The following is an 18,969-nucleotide window of genomic DNA, read 5'->3' on the forward strand; positions in this document are numbered from 1 at the left end:
TTTAAATTATTCGTTGTTTTAAATATTTTCCCAATACCATTTCACGGCTTCTTTCAAACCCTGTTTCATACTGTATTTCGGATCATATCCCAATAATCGCTTGGCCTTATCCACACAAGCTAAAGAATGAGGAATATCACCTGCACGATTAGGACCATGTGTCGGTTCTATCTTAGCTATCTCCGAATCAAAATCGGAAAGATATTCTTTCAAATAAGTAACCAATTGGTTCAATGTGGTACGTTCTCCAAATGCAGTGTTATAGATTTGGTTGACAGCTTCCGGACTCGTAGTCGTCAAAGCCAACACATTCATCTGAATAACGTTGTCTATATAAGTAAAATCACGGCTGTATTCCCCGTCCCCATTAATATTCGGAGCTTCATGGTTCATAAATTTCTTTACAAACAAAGGTATCACAGCTGCATACGCTCCAAATGGGTCTTGACGACGACCAAAAACGTTGAAATAGCGTAATCCGATATATTCAATACCATACGTACGAGCGAATACATCAGCATAAAGTTCATCAACATACTTAGTTATCGCGTATGGAGAAAGCGGTTTACCAATTACATCTTCTACTTTTGGTAAAGATTTACTATCCCCGTAAGTGGATGAACTGGCTGCAAAAACAAAACGTTTGATTCCTGCATCACGAGCAGCAACAAGCATATTCATAAAACCACCAATGTTGACATCATTTGTCGTAATCGGATCTTTGATGGAACGTGGTACGGAACCCAACGCTGCTTCATGCAAAACATATTCCATATCTTCCACTGCTTTTCGACAGTCTTCTATATTTCGAATATCACCTACTTGCAAGTTGAAGGTTTGCGGATACTGCTCCAATAAAGGAAAAATATTTCCTGGTTTCCCTGTTGAGAAGTTATCCAAACAACGAACTATATGCCCCTCCATTAAAAGATACTCACAGAGGTTAGAGCCTATAAAACCGGCTCCGCCTGTAACTAGAACTTTCATTTTATTTCAATTTTCTATCAATCACTTATCCAACACCTCATACTCCGAATTCTTACTCTTGAACTCCGGTACAATCCCTTTCATCATTTGGACTGTCCCCATTTTATCCACTTTAATCGCCAAAGCAATCAGCGGGCTCATAACCGAGCAAATATCATTGTAATCATATTCTCTCACTTGGGCACGATATATTTTGGCATTATTTGTAGAAAGGGTATTTTCTTTAGTTGCCAGAAGTTCCTCATACAGTTTTTCTCCCGGACGGAGACCCGTGTATTGAATTTCGATATCCTCGCCGGGGACAAGACCTGCCAGTTCAATCATACGACGAGCCAGATCAACGATCTTTACAGGGGTTCCCATATCGAATACAAAAATTTCATTTCCCTTGCCCATAAATGCAGCTTCGAGTACCAAACGACACGCTTCCGGGATTGTCATAAAGTAGCGGATGATGTCGGGATGAGTCACTGTTAAAGGACCACCTTTTGCTAATTGTTCACGGAAACGGGGAATAACAGAACCGTTACTTCCTAAAACATTACCAAAACGAGTCGTAATAAAACGGGTTTTGCCTGGATGCAAACCTTTGCTGATAGCGATACTTAAACTTTGTACATAGATTTCTGCCAGGCGTTTGGAAGCTCCCATTACGTTAGTCGGATTAACCGCCTTATCGGTAGAAATCATTATGAATTTATCTACATTGTATTTGACAGCCATATCCGCCACATTACGAGTTCCATATACATTCGTATGGACTGCTTCACAAGGATTTTCCTCCATCAAAGGTACGTGCTTATAAGCAGCCGCATGAAATACATATTGAGGTTGGAAACGCAAGAAAAGGGACTCTACACGGTCGATCATCCGGATATCTCCCATTACGGCAGCAAATTCTACCTGAGGAAATTTTTCTTCCAGTTCCAAACGTATGTTGTGCATAGGTGTTTCTGCACTGTCAAACAAGATCAATTGCTTCAGATTGAATGTACATAGTTGACGGCATAATTCGCTACCAATAGAACCGGCGGCTCCGGTTACCAAAACAACTTTACCTTTCAAGGATGTAGCGATTTCAGTCATATTGATACATATTTCCTCACGACCTAATAAATCTTCTATATGTACTTCAGGGAGATTACGGAAATTAACCTTACCCTTCTTCAATTCATCTACAGAAGGAAGCATCAACATACGAACTTTCTTCTTTTCACAATAACGGACTAAACGCTCACTCTCTTCTTTTACTAAATGATAGTCCGTAAACAATACTGCTTTAATATTTTTCCTATTAACCAAATGGTTAAAGTCTACTTGCTTTTTAATTGAATAAATTCTGTATTTTCCTACACGTAAACAGGTATGATCTCCAAAGCGCAGGAAACCACAAACTTTATACAATAGTTTGTCACTCAGGGAAGCATCAAACAAGAAAGTTCCGGATTTATCACCCTGATAGATCAATAATTTTCCTTGATTCAAGGATACACTATTGACTATAATTGAATAGAAAACGATCATGAAAACACGGAGTATTGTCAAAAGGAAGAAGGTAAGGAACAAGTCTACTACAGCTCCTAAGGCTAATTCACGAGGAGATTGAATCGTCGTAGTCAGGTAGACCAAAACGACGATGAAAAGAACCTTTATTAATGAGGATAAAGCAAGACGTCCAGCTTCTGTAAATGCAGAATGCCGGATCACACCTTTATAGGTCTGGCACAAAAAGAAACTCACCAGACTGCTGCAGAAAGAAATGGATAATATGTGAAATAGAGAATCGTCCACAAGCTCTGTTCCAAGGATATACCATAGGAATGACAGAGAAGTAGCAGTAGCCAGAATTGATAGAAATAAGTCAATAAATAGGACGATCCAACGGTTAAAAAATTTAACGCGTGATAATACTAGTGCAAAACCATTGATATTCATAAGTTGTAAATTAAGGATATTATGTAAAAAAGTTCGTCAGTCCCAAGCGGCCAACCTACATAAATCATTGTAATTCTTATACTTAAAGGTCATTGGAGTGACTAAAAAAAACGATCGTTTTTTCTAGTCACTATATTTACCTAATTTTTGTTAACCTATGATTGAAGCGGCTTTTTGAAAAAAACGAATTAAAACATTGAAGAACAAATAGATAATTTCTCAGAAACTCTTTGTATTTCAATAAATATCACTTACCTTTGCAGCACAAAAAAATGACTAGAAAAAACGATCGTTTTTTCTAGTCATTTTGAATTATCCCCCTTTCATCTTTTCAAAAGATTTTACATTCAGTAACAAGCTCGCCTATCAATCTCTACACTCATAATACAGTTTCCTAAATACAAAAAGCCCTGAGAAGTTCATTACTCCCCAGGGCTCCCTTACAATAATTTATTTTTCTTACTTATGCGTATCTTCCAATGAGAATCTGCAAATCCTCTTTTTCTATTTCTGATTCAAGAATATCCATTTCATCAGATGAATAAGCCGCTATATCAAAAGATTTCCATATATCCCATAGCGTATCTGTAATGGCTTCAAATTCCAATAATTTAAATTGATTCCTATATTTTAAAGCTTCTGTACGCCAATATCTTGTATTATCAAAAAAGTTCTTTAAATCCTTTTTCTTCAAACATTCATACAAGACTTCTTTTATTCTATCTAAATCATTTTCCGGTTGATACGGCATATCTGATTCAAATTTTATAAAAGCATTAAACTGTATGGGATTCATCACCTCCCAATTCGCACTAAACTCACGAGCAAAGCGCCGTACCCAACTTTGAGCCTTGGGAGCAACCTCTTCAGAAAAAATAAAACAACTATTGGGGGCAATCCTAGACTCTGATAATAAATCTTTAGAATGTTTTATTTTGCGAACTAACGAGCTTTTATCCAGATTTCTAGAACTTTGATAATCCAAACGCAATTCTACCAACAACAATCTATGATTTACTTTTCGATTATTTTGATAATCACTAATTCCGACTGCTGCATCCATTGTATTATCTTTTGAACCACCACAGAACTTTGTTTCGTAATCATCCAAAGCCAAACATTTGATCTTGCTTGAAAAAATCCCTACTTTATTATAATCTCTTTGAGAGACTTCATCTAATAAACACAAACAATGTTTTGCTATCAAATGAGAAACAATAATGTCTTCATTATAAATTATTGGAACCATAATCTTGAATACGGGATATCGCAATATTAAAAGACTCAAAAATCTCTTTTATATCGCTTCCGAGGTTTTGATATGTATATTGTAATGAATTCTCACTTCTAGTCGCCTGATAAAAACAGGTATTTTCGATAATATCCTCTTTATGAGCAATCGATTGTATAGCTGCAACCATATCCGGATTATGACTGGCAATCATAATTTTTAAGCCTAATTCCTTATGCAGCAAAACTAATAAACGTGCAAATTCCACTATCCACTGAGGATGTAAATGGGCTTCGGGTTCATCAATAAGCAACAAGGTCTCTTCATTCAGATAACCATTTTCCAAAAGACGCTGTAAATAGGCAAAAGCTTTCAAACCGGTAGCAGCTTTTTCCAAAGGTATATTTAAACCATCCTCCCGATGAAAATGCAATTCCTTATTAAAACCAAATGTATCGTCTTCAACTATTATCTGCCCATTTATCAGTCGCCTGATACGTAACAACACTTTTTTGCCAGACTGAGGCATTTCTCCCCGAGGACTTATCATCATTTCATATAAATCTGTCCAATGGGTACTTAACGTTTTAGCTTTATCAGACAAAGCCATTGGAGTATCTATATATATTGCTCTATGAATCATCAATGGAGCATCAAATTTTCCTTTTTCCAATAGCTTAACCCCATCTTCTGAAAGCTGTATCTTTGACGGGGCTTTATCTTCCTCTAAATAATTTCTTTTTATAAATCTATACAGTTGATCTAATGAGCGTTTTTCTTTATTAAGATAAAGTTCTTCATATTTTTGATCAAAATCAGCTATTAATAAACTAAAAAATTCAGCAATATTCTTTTCTAAGAGGATTTTATCATCATTATATGAAATTTTCAGATAAGAGAAAATACGTTTTTTTCTGCTCTTCATCATTTCTGCAGATAAGAAAGATATCAGTCTCAACTCGAACTGCTTAACCAAACTTATATATCTTTCTTTCAATGTGTCTATATCAACTTGATCATTTATCTGATCGATCACCTCATGATATGAGGTGAATTCATCGCTCTGACTTATCTCCCGACTAGCTCTAAACAATTTATGAAGATTTCCTCTTAATTGATTGGAGAATTCCTCATAAAGAGATTCATCAAATTTGTTCGATTCATTAATTATATAATACAACCATCTTGACAAAGTACTTTTGCCACAACCATTTTCTCCGGACAACACAGTTATTCCATTGATAGTAATATCAGCTTTCTCTATAGCATGATACCCATATAGCGAATATTTATATTTGCTCATCTGTCCTTTTTTAATTCTGTCTTTGCAAAAATAAAGGAAAAACCGATGACTACAAAGGTAAAAGGATTTATTATTTATCAAGTATCCTATATTCGAAATAGAAAGCCCTGGAAAGTTTCAAAACTTCCAGGGCTTATTTCTGCCATGTTTTTATCTCTTATTTATGCGTATCTTCCAAAATGAATTTGAGCGTTCCGGCATTTACCAATTCTTCCTGAGAAATAGTATAGCCTTTTAGCTTCTTTCCGTCGGCTGTTACTTCTTTAATATAGATATCTTCCGGATTGTTATGCATGGATTCGATTACTAACTCACCTTTTGGATAGAATTTCTTATTCAAATCGATGGTGACCTTATTGAAGGTCGGCGAAGTCAGTACATAATCCATATCGCCGGGACAAGCCGGGTAGAATCCCATCATAGAGAAAACGGCCCAGGTTGACATGGTTCCGGTATCATCATTGCCGGGAAGACCGTTCGGTGCATTATGATAGTATTTACTTAACAATTCACGAACGAGCTTCTGTGTACGCCAGGCTTCACCTTTGAAATAACTGAACAGATATGGATAGGCGATATCCGGTTCGTTTGCCATATCGTAATGGCCTTCGTCGAATACCATCTGCAATTTGTCTACAAATTTCTTCTGGCCTCCCATCAGCTTAACCAGACCGGGGATATCGTGGGGAACATAGAAAGTATAGTTCCAGGCACTTCCTTCATGGAAACCGGGATTGGGTTCGAAGTTTTCACCTTGTTTAGGGTTGAAGGGAGAATAGAATGTTCCATCGGGCAGAATCGGACGAAGCGTACCGAATTCTTTGCTGTAATAATGCTTATAGCCCATTGAGCGGTCATAGAAGAGTTTTGCATCTTCCTTCTTTCCCAATGCTTTGGCAAACTGGGACAGGTTCCAGTCAGCTATATAATATTCCAAAGCATGGGATACAGAATTGTCGTATTGTTCACGAAGCGGAACATATCCTTTGCTCATATAATCGTTATTGTCCGGACGAAGCAGGTTGAACTCACCCGGTGTAGTAGCTCCTTTACGCATCGCTTCGTAAGCTGTTTCTACATCGAAATCACGAAGGCCGCGCATCCAGGCATCTACTATATAAGGTATGGAAGGATCACCTTCCATCGTGAGGGTTTCACGTCCGTATAGTTCCCACTTAGGCAACCAGCCGCTTTCCTTATACATATCGACCATGGTACGGATGATATCGAGCTGACGTTCGGGGAAAAGCAAGGTCATCAAGGTACTTACGTTACGATAGGTATCCCACAAAGAGAATACGGTGTAACGGTTTCCGGTAGTATGACCTACTTTCAGGCTTTCCATCATCGGGTATTCACCGTTCACATCCTGAATAATGTTCGGATGAATCAGCAGGTGATATAAAGCGGTATAGAAAATTGTCTTGTCGTCTTTGCTACCGCCTTCTACCTTTACACGAGACAGGTCGCTGTTCCACATATTGCTGGCGGTTGTCCTGACTTTATCGAAGTCGAAACCGGGTTGTTCCGTATTCATGTTGAGACGGGCGTTTTCGATGCTGACAAAAGAGACACCCATTTTGACTTCGATGGCTTCGTTTTCTTCCGTATCATAGGTGAACCATACACCGACATCGTCACCGCTCATTTCACGGTTATACTTGGTATATAGTTTGTATTTGCCTGAATAGACATCCCATTCGGCTTCCACACCTTTCATTTCACGCTGTTTCTTCCAGTATCCCATCGACTTGGGAGCCTTGCTGACCTTCATTACGAAATAGATCGGGAAAACAGCCTGCGGGTTATAACAGAAAGTTCCCAGCAACTTGCTTCCTTCAATCTCGGTTTCGTTGACGATACGAACGGTTGCTCCGGTTTCGTTGGTCAATCCTTCTCCCAGGTTCAGCAGAATATTCCCCTGCCCTTTCGGGAAAGTGAAACGGCTAAGGCCGGTACGCATACTGGCTGTCGCTTCGGTCTTGATACCATATTTTGTCAGGACATTACTATAATAACCGGGATGAGCTACTTCATCCTTATATTTGCTACCATATTCCCGGTAATCGACTTTCAGTTCGCCGGCGGTCGGCATCAATAACAGACTACCTAATTCGGGACAACCTACCCCGCTCAAGTTTACATGGGCAAAACCTGTCATGTAGTCATTGTCGGCTGAGTATGGAGTGGACCACCATTGGCTGTCTTTATCGAAGCGGTTGCTCTCCGATCCCATCACATTGAATGGAGTGACACTCATCATACCCTGGGGACAGATGGCTCCGGGATTAGTAGTCCCGTAGTTGCTGGTCCCGATAAAAGGGTTTACATAATCTACCGGCTGTTGTGCTGCCGCCATCAGGCTACCACACAGCAGGAGGCTCATTACTTGCTTCTTCATTCTCGATTTATTTAGTTAATTAATAATATGCTAATTTGAAAATGTGCCAATATGCCAATGAGATACATATGCATTCATTCTTAGAATCGGCACATTGGCATATTTACCACATCGGTTCATTATCCTTCTTACCATACGACGATTTCATCCACAAAGATGAACCCCTTATTCGCTTCATCAGCTTTCAGACGGACATAGCGGGCTTTCCAGTCTCCCTGGAAAAGATATTCCTGGAAAGAAAGTTCGGGATCTTTATTGGAGATGGTGGTCGGGATAATTCCCTGTGAAGTGAAATTCGTTCCATCTTCGGATGTCAATAACTCGACTGTAGCCGGTTGGAAAACTCCCGGCCCGATCAGTTGCATGAAACGGGCGGATACTTTGTGAATATCGGTAACTTCTTCCATATCGATCACACAATCAAGGTCGTTCAGGTAGCCCTGCCAACGACCATCCAGATAGGTCAGTCCTCCCCGATAACCATCGAGCAGCGCATTCATACCGCCTGCCATATAACCGGGATACAACTTGCTATTATAATGTATAGGCTTGTTGATGGCGCGGTGGTAATCGACTTTCTTCTCGGTCGGGGTTCCCTGCAACTGGCCATTACTGAAAATGGCTGCTTTGATATAAGCTGAATCCTTCACCTGAATCATCCCGTCGTAAACTGTGGAGGAGGCTGTCGGGACAGTACCGTCCGTCGTATAACGGATTTCTGCCGGATACTTTTCGGCATCCAGGTAGACTTCAATCTGTTTGCTGACCGTATCGACCTTCATCGTTACCTCCAGTTCGTCGGAAAGAGTAAATGTATTGATGCCCATCTGCTGTAATTTTGAAATATGGGCATTCATACGGGGTTTGAAGTCATTCCATTCACGCTTTTCCTGAGGCGACCAGGCTATTTCAGCCAAAGCCAAAGCACGAGGAAACATCATATATTCCAGATGTTGTTCGTTCGGAATATATTCTGTCCAGGTATTGGCCTGTACTCCCATGATGTGTTTACTTTCTTCGGCAGTCAGGGAGTCGACCGGAATCGGATTATAACTATACACTTTCTTAATCGGAGTATATCCGCCGATAGCATAAGGTTGTGTTTTCGGATCAGCCTGATAGAAGTCAAAATACATATAATTACCCGGTGTCATCACCACGTCATGTCCCATACGGGCAGACTTAATGCCACCACTTTCGCCACGCCAGGACATAACGGTAGCCTCCGGAGCAAGGCCACCTTCCAGTATCTCATCCCAGCCGATCAGCTTACGGCCTTTAGAGATCAGATGTTCCTCTGCCTTATGTATCATATAACTTTGCAGTTCATCCACGCTTTTCATGCCATTCTTTTTCATCAAAGCCTGACATTTAGGACAGGTTTTCCAGGCACCTTTACCGGCTTCGTCCCCTCCTATATGAATATACTCGGATGGAAAAAGTTCGATCACTTCATCCAGTACGTCTTCCATAAAGGTAAATGATTTCGGATTACCGATACAGAAATCTCCATTCTTATAAGGCTGACCGGAACAACTTAACTCCGGATAAGCAAACAGGACCTCTTCCGAATGACCGGGAAATTCGATTTCCGGCAATACATTAATATGTTTAGATGCTGCATAGGCAACGATCGCACGTATATCGTCTTTGGTGTAATAACCGCCATAGGCTCCCGGAGTTCCTTCAGGAAGATATTTGCGGTCTTTTCCATCCCACCACTTCCGCCAGTCGGATTCGGTACGGAAAGCAGCATCCGTAGTCAGTTTAGGATATTTATCCATCTGGATACGCCATCCTCCTGCATCCGTCAGGTGAAGATGCAGATTATTCAGCTTATAAAAGGACATCACGTCCAGCAACTTGAATACTTCTTCTTTGGGAAAGAAATGACGCGACACATCCAGGTGCATCCCTCGGTACTTAAACCGAGGCTCATCCTGTATGGTGACATAAGGGACTCCCTGGGGAGAAAATAGCTGACGGAGTGTCTGTTCGCCATAGAACAGACCTGTCCCGGTGGCTGCTTTCAGGTCGATACCCTTTTCATTCACTACAAGCTGGTATCCTTCCGGATTTCCACCTATTGACTCATCCACGATAAAGCGAACATTTGCAGGCTTTGCCGTAGAAAAAACAGCAGCACTGTCGACTTTCAAAAAGCCTCCTGAAGCACTAACCTGTGCAGGCAGCGGGATTACATTCAGTTGCACAGTCTCTTTCGGAGAGCAGGCAACAAGAAGCAAAGAGCATACTACAGTAACACCCGTCATCGCTATGCGCGATTGTTTTGGCAGTAACATAATAATCAGTTTTTGTGTATTTATTCTTGGTGCGGTAAATATACAAAGAAAAAGGGAAAATCCCGTAAGAGATTTTCCCTTTATATGAGAAGAAAGCCGCACCGTAGATATGAACAAACTCCGTATGACAGGATTTGAGTGCTTTGCCACCTTTGTAATCCGCTGTGCGATGCATGCCCCGAAGGGTGCGGCCCGCCATTAGCGACAAGAGCTTTGTCTCGGAATTAAAAAAAACTGATGAGTTTCCCAATCGAACAAGTGCGGCTAACTCATTTTTCTTATCACAAAGATATGTAAAGCCTTTGAATCTTCCAAACAAAATGTCAACAATTTCCCCTTAAATAATGAATAAAAAAGTAAAGTCTCAGTGTTTCAGAAGGTATGAATTGCAAAAAGCTAACAAAAAAAGGGTCCCGAAACCGGAACCCTTCTCTTATTGACATTTATATATCAATTTACTTTACTTTTGCAACGATAGCTTTGAAAGCTTCCGGATGGTTCATAGCCAGGTCGGCCAACACCTTACGGTTGATTTCAATTCCTGCAGCATGCAAAGCTCCCATCAAACGAGAGTAAGACATACCTTCCAGGCGAGCAGCAGCGTTGATACGCTGGATCCACAATGCGCGGAAGTTACGTTTCTTGTTACGACGGTCACGGAATGCATAAGTCAAACCTTTTTCCCAGGTATTCTTTGCTACGGTCCACACATTCTTACGTGCACCATAATAACCTCTGGTAAGTTTTAAAATCCGTTTTCTTTTTGCTCTTGAAGCAACATGATTTACTGATCTAGGCATAATTCTAATCTGTTTTGAATGTTAGCGTCATCCTTTATGATGATCTTACTTGCTAAATACATTCGGTTAATAAAAATCTTTGTAAAACTCGCTTAATTTAAGAAGATTACTTCATGCCAAGCATTAGCTTAACACTGTTTACATCAACAGTAGCAACAAGGCCAGTGTGAGTAAGGTTTCTCTTAGCTTTTTTAGTCTTCTTAGTCAAAATGTGACTTTTAAAAGCGTGTTTTCTTTTGATTTTTCCTGTTCCGGTAAGGGCGAACCTCTTTTTGGCACCGGAATTAGTCTTCATCTTAGGCATTTTCCAATTTTGTTTTAATTATTAAACTTGACACCCTCTACGGGCGTTTTTTATTCTTTATTTTCTTCAGCTTCAGATTCTGTCCTCGGCTTCAAAGTTATCACTTTCTTAACCACAGGCTTTGCCGGTCCTGCAGATGCTGGTTTCGGAGCAGCTGCTGTAGCCGATGCACCCGCTTTTTTAGGTGTTAGCATGATGATCATACGTTTACCTTCCAAAACCGGTAGCTGTTCTACTTTACCGTAGTCTTCCAAATCATTGGCAAAACGAAGCAATAAAACTTCACCCTGCTCTTTGAAAAGAATGGAACGTCCTTTAAAGAACACATATGCTTTCACTTTAGAGCCTTCTTCCAGAAATCCTTTAGCATGCTTCAGTTTGAAGTTATAATCATGATCATCTGTCTGAGGTCCGAAACGAATCTCCTTCACAACAACCTTCACAGATTTCGCTTTTTGCTCTTTCTGCCGCTTTTTCTGCTGATAGAGGAATTTCTGATAATCGGTTATTTTACAAACGGGGGGCGCAGCATTGGGTGAAATTTCTACCAGGTCCAATCCCTGATCTTCAGCCATTTTTAATGCCTGAGATGTAGGAAATACACCTTGTTCTACATTGTCACCTACTAAACGAACTTCACGAACACGAATTCGTTCGTTGATTCTGTACTGTTCTTTCAGATTGTCATTCTTCATTCAAAAAGATTTATTCTCCTCGTTATTAGTTATTTACTTGTTTTTATTTTGCCAACGATTCATCATGTCCTCTACTTCATCGTTCAAAAGCGCTGCAAAGGTAGCAATTTTCATCGAACCTTTATCACCTTCGCCCTGTTTTCTTACAGAAACTTCATTATTTTCTGCTTCTTTTTCTCCGACGATGAGCATATAAGGAATACGTTTCAATTCATTGTCACGAATCTTACGACCGATTTTTTCATTTCTGTCATCTACCAGAACACGAATATCCTGTTCTTCCAGCTGACGGGCGATGTCCCATGCATATTCATTAAACTTCTCACTGATAGGCATGATACATACCTGATCCGGAGTCAGCCACAACGGGAATTTACCTCCTGTATGTTCGATCAGCACGGCAACGAAACGTTCCATTGAGCCGAACGGTGCACGGTGGATCATTACCGGACGGTGTTTTTTGTTATCTTCACCTGTATATTCCAGCTCGAAACGTTCCGGCAGGTTATAATCTACCTGGATAGTTCCCAACTGCCAACGGCGACCGATAGCATCTTTCACCATAAAGTCGAGTTTCGGACCATAGAAAGCAGCTTCACCATATTCGATCTTCGCTTTCAGGCCTTTTTCCTGACAGGCTTCGATGATAGCGGTTTCAGCTTTTTCCCAGTTCTCTTCCGAACCGATGTATTTATCTCTGTTCACTTTATCACGTAAAGAGATCTGGGCTTCGAAGTTTTCGAAATCAAGCGCTTTAAAAATGATAAAGATAATATCCATTACTTTCAGGAATTCATCCTTCAACTGATCCGGACGGCAGAACAGGTGGGCGTCATCCTGCGTAAAGCCACGTACTCTCGTCAAACCGTGTAACTCACCGCTCTGTTCATAACGGTAAACCGTACCGAACTCTGCGAAACGCAAAGGCAGGTCTTTGTATGAACGTGGGAATGCCTTGAATATCTCACAATGGTGAGGACAGTTCATCGGTTTCAACAGGAATTCTTCGCCTTCTTGCGGAGTATGGATCGGCTGGAATGAATCCTTACCGTATTTTGCATAGTGGCCAGATGTTACATACAGTTGTTTGCCTCCGATATGCGGAGTCATTACCTGCTGGTAACCGTATTTCTTCTGGATACGTTTCAGGAAATCTTCCAGTTTCAAACGCAACTGAGTACCACGGGGCAACCACAATGGCAGACCTGCTCCTACTGCGGTAGAGAATGTGAATAACTCTAGTTCTTTACCGATCTTACGGTGATCACGTTTTTTGGCTTCTTCCAGTAATGCCAGATATTCATCCAACATTTTCTTTTTCGGGAAAGTGATACCATACAGACGAACCAGCTGTTTGCGTTTTTCATCACCACGCCAGTAAGCACCGGCCACGCTCAGAATCTTTACAGCTTTCAAGTAAGATGTGTTAGGTAAATGCGGACCACGACACAAATCTGTGAAAGAGCCTTGTGTATAGGTTGTGATCGTACCGTCTTCCAGTTCACTGATCAACTCAGTTTTATATTCTTCACCTCTGTCACCGAACATTTTCATGGCATCTGCCTTGGTAATGTCCTGACGTTTGATTTCTTCTTTTTTAGCTACCAGTTCCAGCATCTTTGCTTCGATTGCTGCGAAATCACCTTCTTTGATTGTAGCTTCACCCGGATCTACGTCATAGTAGAATCCATTCTCGATAGCCGGACCGATACCGAACTTGATGCCAGGATAAAGTTCCTGCAGCGCTTCAGCCATCAGGTGAGCACTTGAGTGCCAGAAAGCATGTTTACCTTCTTCATCATCCCACTTCAGCAGCTTCACAGTTGAATCCTGCATAATTGGACGAGACAGGTCCCATGTTTCTCCGTTCACACTTGCGGCCAAAACTTCCTGAGCCAAACGGGAACTGATGCTTTCTGCGATCTGCATAGCAGTTGTTCCTTCGGCGTATTCTCTTACGGAATCATCCGGAAATGTAATCTTTATCATAATCTGTTCTCTATAATTCTTTAATTAGCATGCAAATTTAGCATTCTTTTTCGTAAAATGATCTTTTTAGGTCAAAAGATATATGCTTTAAACCCAAAACAGACATGTTTTGTTGGGAAACATGCCTGTTTTGAATCTAAAAAAGCTTATTCAGATCAATTGCTTGTCATACGTTTGATGATACTATAGGCATTGATAATACCTAATTCGCCTGCCTTACTCAGGTCTGCAATGCCTTGATTGGCATCACCCAGGGAGAGATGAGCCAGTCCGCGGTTAAAATAAGCCTCTGCAAAATCAGGGTCACGTTTGATCGCCTCATCATAATCCTGTATGGCCGCCCGGAAGTCACGCTGCACACAACGTAAATTTCCACGATTGAAATAAGCATACACAAATCCGGGATTCAAACGGATAACCATATCGTAATCACGTGTAATCAATTCATGTTCGTAAGCCTTCCTTTTATCCTTCACTTCGGCCGATCTAGGATCAGAAGGAGCTTTCGGCTGTGTCGGACTCTGCCCCATCTTAAAGTTCATACTACCCATAGAGGCTGACAAGTCATCGGTTGTAGTAGTCTGGGACATATCATAAACCAATTGTTTGTAACGTACCACTGCACGGTTGAAATAAGCCATCGTATAGGTCGGATCAAGTTCGATAACCTTATTGAAATCTTTGATAGCTTCCGTAAAGTCTTGTACAAGCATATAATCTACTGCACGGCCAAACCACGCATCCGCATTTCCCGGCTGGGCTTCTATCTTCGCGGAATAATCATTGATCGAGGCAAAGTGAACCGAAATCTGATCTTCCGTAAGGGCAGCCTCTTCATTGGTTATACGCAATTTGCGTGATAACACCATACGGGCATTATATTCTTCGATCGTCTTGTCGTAATAGACAATTTTCTTGATCGGATCAATCTTTTCATAATAAGTCAGGACAAACTGAGGTTCGATATCTACGCGGACATTACGATCCTGCACACGTCCGCGGACATCACTCTGGTATTTATTCCTACGTTCCTCTTCCTTGTCATACACCACCAGGCGATTGAATTTACTGATGTTCTTATCTGATTTCTCACGTGTATTTTCACCTTTGTCATCCGAAGAAGAAGCATTACTATCCTGTCCTGTCGTATTAGTAGAGGCCATGGCATTTCCACCCTGCGCAGACTGGCGGTCTTTCTTCGAATTGTTTTCCATTTCGATAGCGGTCCAGTAGTCGCGATCGGCACTTACCTGGTCATTCATTTTACGCTTAGCTTCGGAACGGCTGTAATAACCCGGAGTAAAATTCGGATATTGACCTAAAACAACATCGAAGTCCTGAACAGAACCACGGTAGTCACCTGTTTCAAAACGCAGGAGAGCACGGTTATAATAAGCCATATAGTTATCCGGTTCCTGCTGGATCACCACATCGAAGTCTTCGATAGCACGGTTGTTATCGCCTACCTGATAACGGAGGAGTCCCCGGTTAAAGCGGGCAATCAGATTATTTTTATCCATACCGATTACCTGATCGTAATCATCCATCGCACCACGGAGGTCATTCATCTGGTAACGTACCAGACCACGATTGATATAATAGCCACTTTCACGGGTATTCAAGCGGATGGCCTCGTTCAGATCCGCCAAAGCACCTTTCAGATCATTTGTCTGATAAAGCAGGATCGCACGGTTACCATAGGACGGAGCATAATAGGGGTCCATTTCAATAGCCTTATTATAATCGGCAAGCGCTTTTACCGTATCGCCTTTCTCGGTGTACATAGCACCACGGGTCAGGTAATTCATCGAATATTTAGGATGCGCTTTCATCAGCACATCGAAAGTCTTTTCAGCATCATCATAGTCTTTCCGTTGGATATTGGCTACGGCTTTATTAACAAGCATCTGGCGGTCTTCGGGTTTAAATTCAAGACCTTTGTCGTAGTCGGCAATCGCTTCGGCATATTTTTCCTGGCTCTGGCGGGCAATACCGCGGGCATAATAAGCCTGAACCAGAAATGGATTCCGCTGGAGACATAGCGTACAGTCTTCTTCCGCTCCCTTATAATCGTCCAGATTGATCTTGGCAACAGCGCGGTAGAAATAGGGTTCCGCGATCCAAGGTTTTGCTTTAATGACTTGATTGAAATATTGTATCGACAATACGTAATCTTCAAAATACAAGGCATTACGTCCGATAGCCAGAACACGATCCGTATTGATCTGCGCTGACATCACTAACGAATATGCTACAAACATCAAAAAGAGGAATATTTTTTTCATCAGATTGCCTTAAGTGTTAAAAAGAGGCATGCCAAAAGGTTTCAACAGACTTTTGACACCCCTCTTTATTCAGCGAACAAAAATAAGCAATTCATGTGAATGTTAAAACGGTTCGTAGCAAAAATAATTCTCAACAAACCGTAATCAAGCCAAAAAACTTAAATTGAATGTAAAATGTATCAAATAAAAAGGTTGCACCAGTGTATAAACACTACTGGCACAACCTTTTCGCACGTATTATGAAATAACCAAATTTTACTTCGGCTGTATTTTTACCATCAAATGATCTTTTGCGATCTTATCTCCTTCGGTTACATCCAACTCGGTAATCACTCCGGATACCGGAGCGACGATCCGATTGTACATCTTCATCGCCTGATGAATGAGGAGCAACTGGCCGGCTTCAACTTCCTGCCCTTTTTCCACATAGATCTTCACGACAGTTCCCGGAAGAGTCGAAATCACATCACCGACGAAGGGCTTATGCCACATCTTACGGTTCTTATATTTCTCTGTCAGCAGTGTTTTGTATTTACGGGCGGTAACTACAAAATCTACATATTCGTTTTCTTTATTTTCCATATTTTCAAAAAGTATATGTACGGATTTAATTAGAACGGAGGGATTCCGTGCTTTTTAGCCGGTCTGTATTCCTCTTTCAAAATAGAAAGTTTCAGAGCGTGAAGCAACAACGCACGTGTTTCTTTCGGCTCGATAACAGAATCGATAAATCCTTTCGAAGCTGCCACATAAGGATTAGCGAACTTCTCGATATACTCTTTCACTTTTTCCTGACGCATTGCATTCTGGTCTTCAGCTTCCATGATTTCCTTACGGAAAATAATGTTGGCTGCACCTTCCGGTCCCATAACGGCAATCTCTGCGCTCGGCCATGCAAACATAAAGTCGGCACCCAGGTGACGCGAGTTCATCGCAATGTAACCACCACCGTAAGCCTTACGCAAGATTACTGTGATCTTAGGCACAGTTGCTTCCGAATAAGCATACAATACTTTTGCCCCGTGACGGATCACACCGGCATGCTCCTGGTCTACGCCCGGCAGATAACCCGGCATATCTTCCAAGGTAATAATAGGAATATTGAATGAGTCGCAGAAACGAATGAAACGGGCTGCTTTGTCGGCACTGTCGCAATCGAGTACGCCGGCCAGCACCATCGGCTGGTTAGCAACGAAACCGACTGTTTCGCCTGCCATACGACCGAAACCGATCACGATATTGGCAGCCCACAGTTCCTGAATTTCCAGGAAGTCGGAATCATCGACGATGCATTTGATAACGTCACGAACATCGTACGGCTGTTTCGGATCAGCTGGAACAACTTCTTCAATGTTCAGCATCGCTGTCGGTTCTTTTGGCTCAGTAGTCTTGGCACGCTGCTGGTTATTCCAGGGGATAAAGCTGACCAGACGTTTAACCTGTTCGAAACAATCCTGTTCGCTCAAGGCATAGAAATGAGCATTACCTGTTGTTTCCGCATGAACACGGGCACCGCCCAGGTCTTCCATAGAGATGTCTTCACCTAAAACAGTCTTGATCACATTCGGACCGGTGATAAACATCTTGGAGATATTTTCAACCACGAACACGAAGTCTGTCAAAGCAGGTGAATAAACAGCACCACCGGCACACGGACCCAGAATCAATGAGATCTGAGGGATAACGCCTGATGCGATTGTATTTCTATAGAATATTTCACCATATCCGGCCAAAGCACCAACACCTTCCTGAATACGTGCACCACCCGAGTCGTTGATACCGATAATCGGACATTTCATCTTCAATGCATGATCCATGATCTTGGTGATCTTACGAGCATGTTGCAAACCCAATGAACCACCGGCTACAGTAAAGTCCTGTGCGTAGATACATACCGGAGCACCGAAAATAGTACCTGTACCTGTAACTACACCATCACCCGGAAAATCTTTCTTATCCATTCCGAAGTCACGGCCATCGTGCTTTACAAACAAATCGTACTCATGAAAAGAGTTCTTGTCCAGCAAGGAAAGAATACGATCACGGGCAGTAAGTTTACCCATTGCGATCTGCTTTTCGATAGCAGCTTCGCCTCCACCCATCTCAACGACGGCTTTCTTCTCCCTGAGGGCCTGAATGTTTTTACTTAAATCTGTCATATTATTTAATAGATTTTTATTATTTACCGACAGCTTTTGCTCTGTATGAACAACGAGCAGTCCCTTTAATAATACTATTTAGTTTTCCTTTATTCAACTGGCGACGGATAGCCGAAACATTGTCGATGAACACGTGACCTTCCAGATGCTCGCATTCGTGCTGTACCACACGGGCAGCAAAACCATCTACCACCTCGTCATGTTCCTCCCAGTTTTCATCAAAATATTTCACCCGGATCTTGCTGGCACGGGACACTTTCTCATGTACGCCAGGAAGGCTCAAACAACCTTCTTCCATAGAAATCTCTTCTTCACTGCTTTCAACGATATCCGGATTAACCATCGCACGCTTGAATCCTTTACATTCAGGGAAATCATCTCCCATCACATCAGCATCGATCACAAGCAAACGAATCGACAACCCAACCTGGGGAGCGGCCAAGCCTACTCCATCGGCATTGTACATCGTATCGAACATATTAGCTACTAACTGCTTTAATTCCGGATAATCCCTGGGTACATCTTCAGCCTCTTTTCTTAACACAGGCTGACCGTATAAGTATACTGGTAAAATCAT

Annotated in this window: 14 protein-coding genes; all 14 read right to left on the minus strand. The window is 41.6% G+C overall.

Annotation, left to right across the window (positions count from 1 at the left end; translation table 11 throughout):
• Positions 1-18: 18 nt before the first annotated feature.
• Positions 19-987, minus strand: a complete 969-nt coding sequence (locus tag HMPREF1535_RS19450) for an SDR family oxidoreductase (RefSeq protein ID WP_046147202.1) — start codon at positions 985-987, stop codon at positions 19-21.
• Positions 988-1,008: 21 nt separating this feature from the next.
• Positions 1,009-2,922 (minus strand): UDP-N-acetylglucosamine 4,6-dehydratase family protein, encoded by a 1,914-nt coding sequence (locus HMPREF1535_RS19455; protein ID WP_046147203.1) that lies wholly within the window; start codon positions 2,920-2,922, stop codon positions 1,009-1,011.
• A gap of 463 nt (positions 2,923-3,385) precedes the next feature.
• Positions 3,386-4,171 (minus strand): hypothetical protein, encoded by a 786-nt coding sequence (locus tag HMPREF1535_RS19460; RefSeq protein ID WP_010802959.1) that lies wholly within the window; start codon positions 4,169-4,171, stop codon positions 3,386-3,388.
• Positions 4,152-5,456, minus strand: coding sequence for an AAA family ATPase (locus HMPREF1535_RS19465; protein WP_007657079.1), 1,305 nt, complete (start codon positions 5,454-5,456; stop codon positions 4,152-4,154). The genes HMPREF1535_RS19460 and HMPREF1535_RS19465 overlap by 20 nt, the downstream gene beginning before the upstream one ends.
• A 157-nt stretch (positions 5,457-5,613) precedes the next feature.
• Positions 5,614-7,857 (minus strand): GH92 family glycosyl hydrolase, encoded by a 2,244-nt coding sequence (locus tag HMPREF1535_RS19470; protein ID WP_046147204.1) that lies wholly within the window; start codon positions 7,855-7,857, stop codon positions 5,614-5,616.
• Positions 7,858-7,985: 128 nt separating this feature from the next.
• Positions 7,986-10,160 (minus strand): beta-N-acetylhexosaminidase, encoded by a 2,175-nt coding sequence (locus tag HMPREF1535_RS19475; RefSeq protein ID WP_046147205.1) that lies wholly within the window; start codon positions 10,158-10,160, stop codon positions 7,986-7,988.
• 455 nt (positions 10,161-10,615) lie between these two features.
• On the minus strand, positions 10,616-10,960 hold the full coding sequence (gene rplT, locus HMPREF1535_RS19480) for a 50S ribosomal protein L20 (RefSeq protein WP_005635321.1): 345 nt from the start codon (positions 10,958-10,960) through the stop codon (positions 10,616-10,618).
• 106 nt (positions 10,961-11,066) lie between these two features.
• Positions 11,067-11,264 carry a 50S ribosomal protein L35 gene (gene rpmI, locus HMPREF1535_RS19485; RefSeq protein WP_007657083.1) on the minus strand — a complete coding sequence of 66 codons (198 nt, stop codon included), beginning with the start codon at positions 11,262-11,264 and terminating at the stop codon, positions 11,067-11,069.
• A gap of 50 nt (positions 11,265-11,314) precedes the next feature.
• Complete coding sequence (gene infC / locus HMPREF1535_RS19490) at positions 11,315-11,959, minus strand: translation initiation factor IF-3 (RefSeq protein WP_046147206.1); 645 nt, start codon at positions 11,957-11,959, stop codon at positions 11,315-11,317.
• Positions 11,960-11,992: 33 nt separating this feature from the next.
• Positions 11,993-13,948, minus strand: a complete 1,956-nt coding sequence (gene thrS, locus HMPREF1535_RS19495) for a threonine--tRNA ligase (protein ID WP_007657085.1) — start codon at positions 13,946-13,948, stop codon at positions 11,993-11,995.
• A 155-nt stretch (positions 13,949-14,103) separates the two neighbouring features.
• Positions 14,104-16,233 (minus strand): tetratricopeptide repeat protein, encoded by a 2,130-nt coding sequence (locus HMPREF1535_RS19500; RefSeq protein WP_046147207.1) that lies wholly within the window; start codon positions 16,231-16,233, stop codon positions 14,104-14,106.
• A 255-nt stretch (positions 16,234-16,488) separates the two neighbouring features.
• Positions 16,489-16,815, minus strand: coding sequence for an acyl-CoA carboxylase biotin carboxyl carrier protein subunit (locus HMPREF1535_RS19505; protein WP_007657087.1), 327 nt, complete (start codon positions 16,813-16,815; stop codon positions 16,489-16,491).
• 29 nt (positions 16,816-16,844) lie between these two features.
• Positions 16,845-18,392, minus strand: a complete 1,548-nt coding sequence (locus HMPREF1535_RS19510) for an acyl-CoA carboxylase subunit beta (RefSeq protein WP_007657088.1) — start codon at positions 18,390-18,392, stop codon at positions 16,845-16,847.
• 19 nt (positions 18,393-18,411) lie between these two features.
• Entirely contained in the window at positions 18,412-18,969 is a 558-nt protein-coding gene (gene def / locus HMPREF1535_RS19515) for a peptide deformylase (RefSeq protein WP_007657090.1), read from the minus strand.

The organism is Parabacteroides goldsteinii DSM 19448 = WAL 12034 (assembly GCF_000969835.1).
GTDB lineage: Bacteria > Bacteroidota > Bacteroidia > Bacteroidales > Tannerellaceae > Parabacteroides > Parabacteroides goldsteinii.

Excerpts from the sequence above, each read along its gene's own strand:
- rplT (WP_005635321.1), bottom strand. The coding sequence starts at position 10,960 with ATGCCTAGATCAGTAAATCATGTTGCTTCAAGAGCAAAAAGAAAACGG.
- HMPREF1535_RS19455 (WP_046147203.1), bottom strand. The coding sequence starts at position 2,922 with ATGAATATCAATGGTTTTGCACTAGTATTATCACGCGTTAAATTTTTT.
- HMPREF1535_RS19465 (WP_007657079.1), bottom strand. The coding sequence starts at position 5,456 with ATGAGCAAATATAAATATTCGCTATATGGGTATCATGCTATAGAGAAA.
- HMPREF1535_RS19475 (WP_046147205.1), bottom strand. The coding sequence starts at position 10,160 with ATGTTACTGCCAAAACAATCGCGCATAGCGATGACGGGTGTTACTGTA.
- thrS (WP_007657085.1), bottom strand. The coding sequence starts at position 13,948 with ATGATAAAGATTACATTTCCGGATGATTCCGTAAGAGAATACGCCGAA.
- infC (WP_046147206.1), bottom strand. The coding sequence starts at position 11,959 with ATGAAGAATGACAATCTGAAAGAACAGTACAGAATCAACGAACGAATT.
- HMPREF1535_RS19505 (WP_007657087.1), bottom strand. The coding sequence starts at position 16,815 with ATGGAAAATAAAGAAAACGAATATGTAGATTTTGTAGTTACCGCCCGT.
- HMPREF1535_RS19470 (WP_046147204.1), bottom strand. The coding sequence starts at position 7,857 with ATGAAGAAGCAAGTAATGAGCCTCCTGCTGTGTGGTAGCCTGATGGCG.
- rpmI (WP_007657083.1), bottom strand. The coding sequence starts at position 11,264 with ATGCCTAAGATGAAGACTAATTCCGGTGCCAAAAAGAGGTTCGCCCTT.
- HMPREF1535_RS19510 (WP_007657088.1), bottom strand. The coding sequence starts at position 18,392 with ATGACAGATTTAAGTAAAAACATTCAGGCCCTCAGGGAGAAGAAAGCC.
- HMPREF1535_RS19500 (WP_046147207.1), bottom strand. The coding sequence starts at position 16,233 with ATGAAAAAAATATTCCTCTTTTTGATGTTTGTAGCATATTCGTTAGTG.
- HMPREF1535_RS19450 (WP_046147202.1), bottom strand. The coding sequence starts at position 987 with ATGAAAGTTCTAGTTACAGGCGGAGCCGGTTTTATAGGCTCTAACCTC.
- HMPREF1535_RS19460 (WP_010802959.1), bottom strand. The coding sequence starts at position 4,171 with ATGGTTCCAATAATTTATAATGAAGACATTATTGTTTCTCATTTGATA.
- def (WP_007657090.1), bottom strand. The coding sequence starts at position 18,969 with ATGATTTTACCAGTATACTTATACGGTCAGCCTGTGTTAAGAAAAGAG.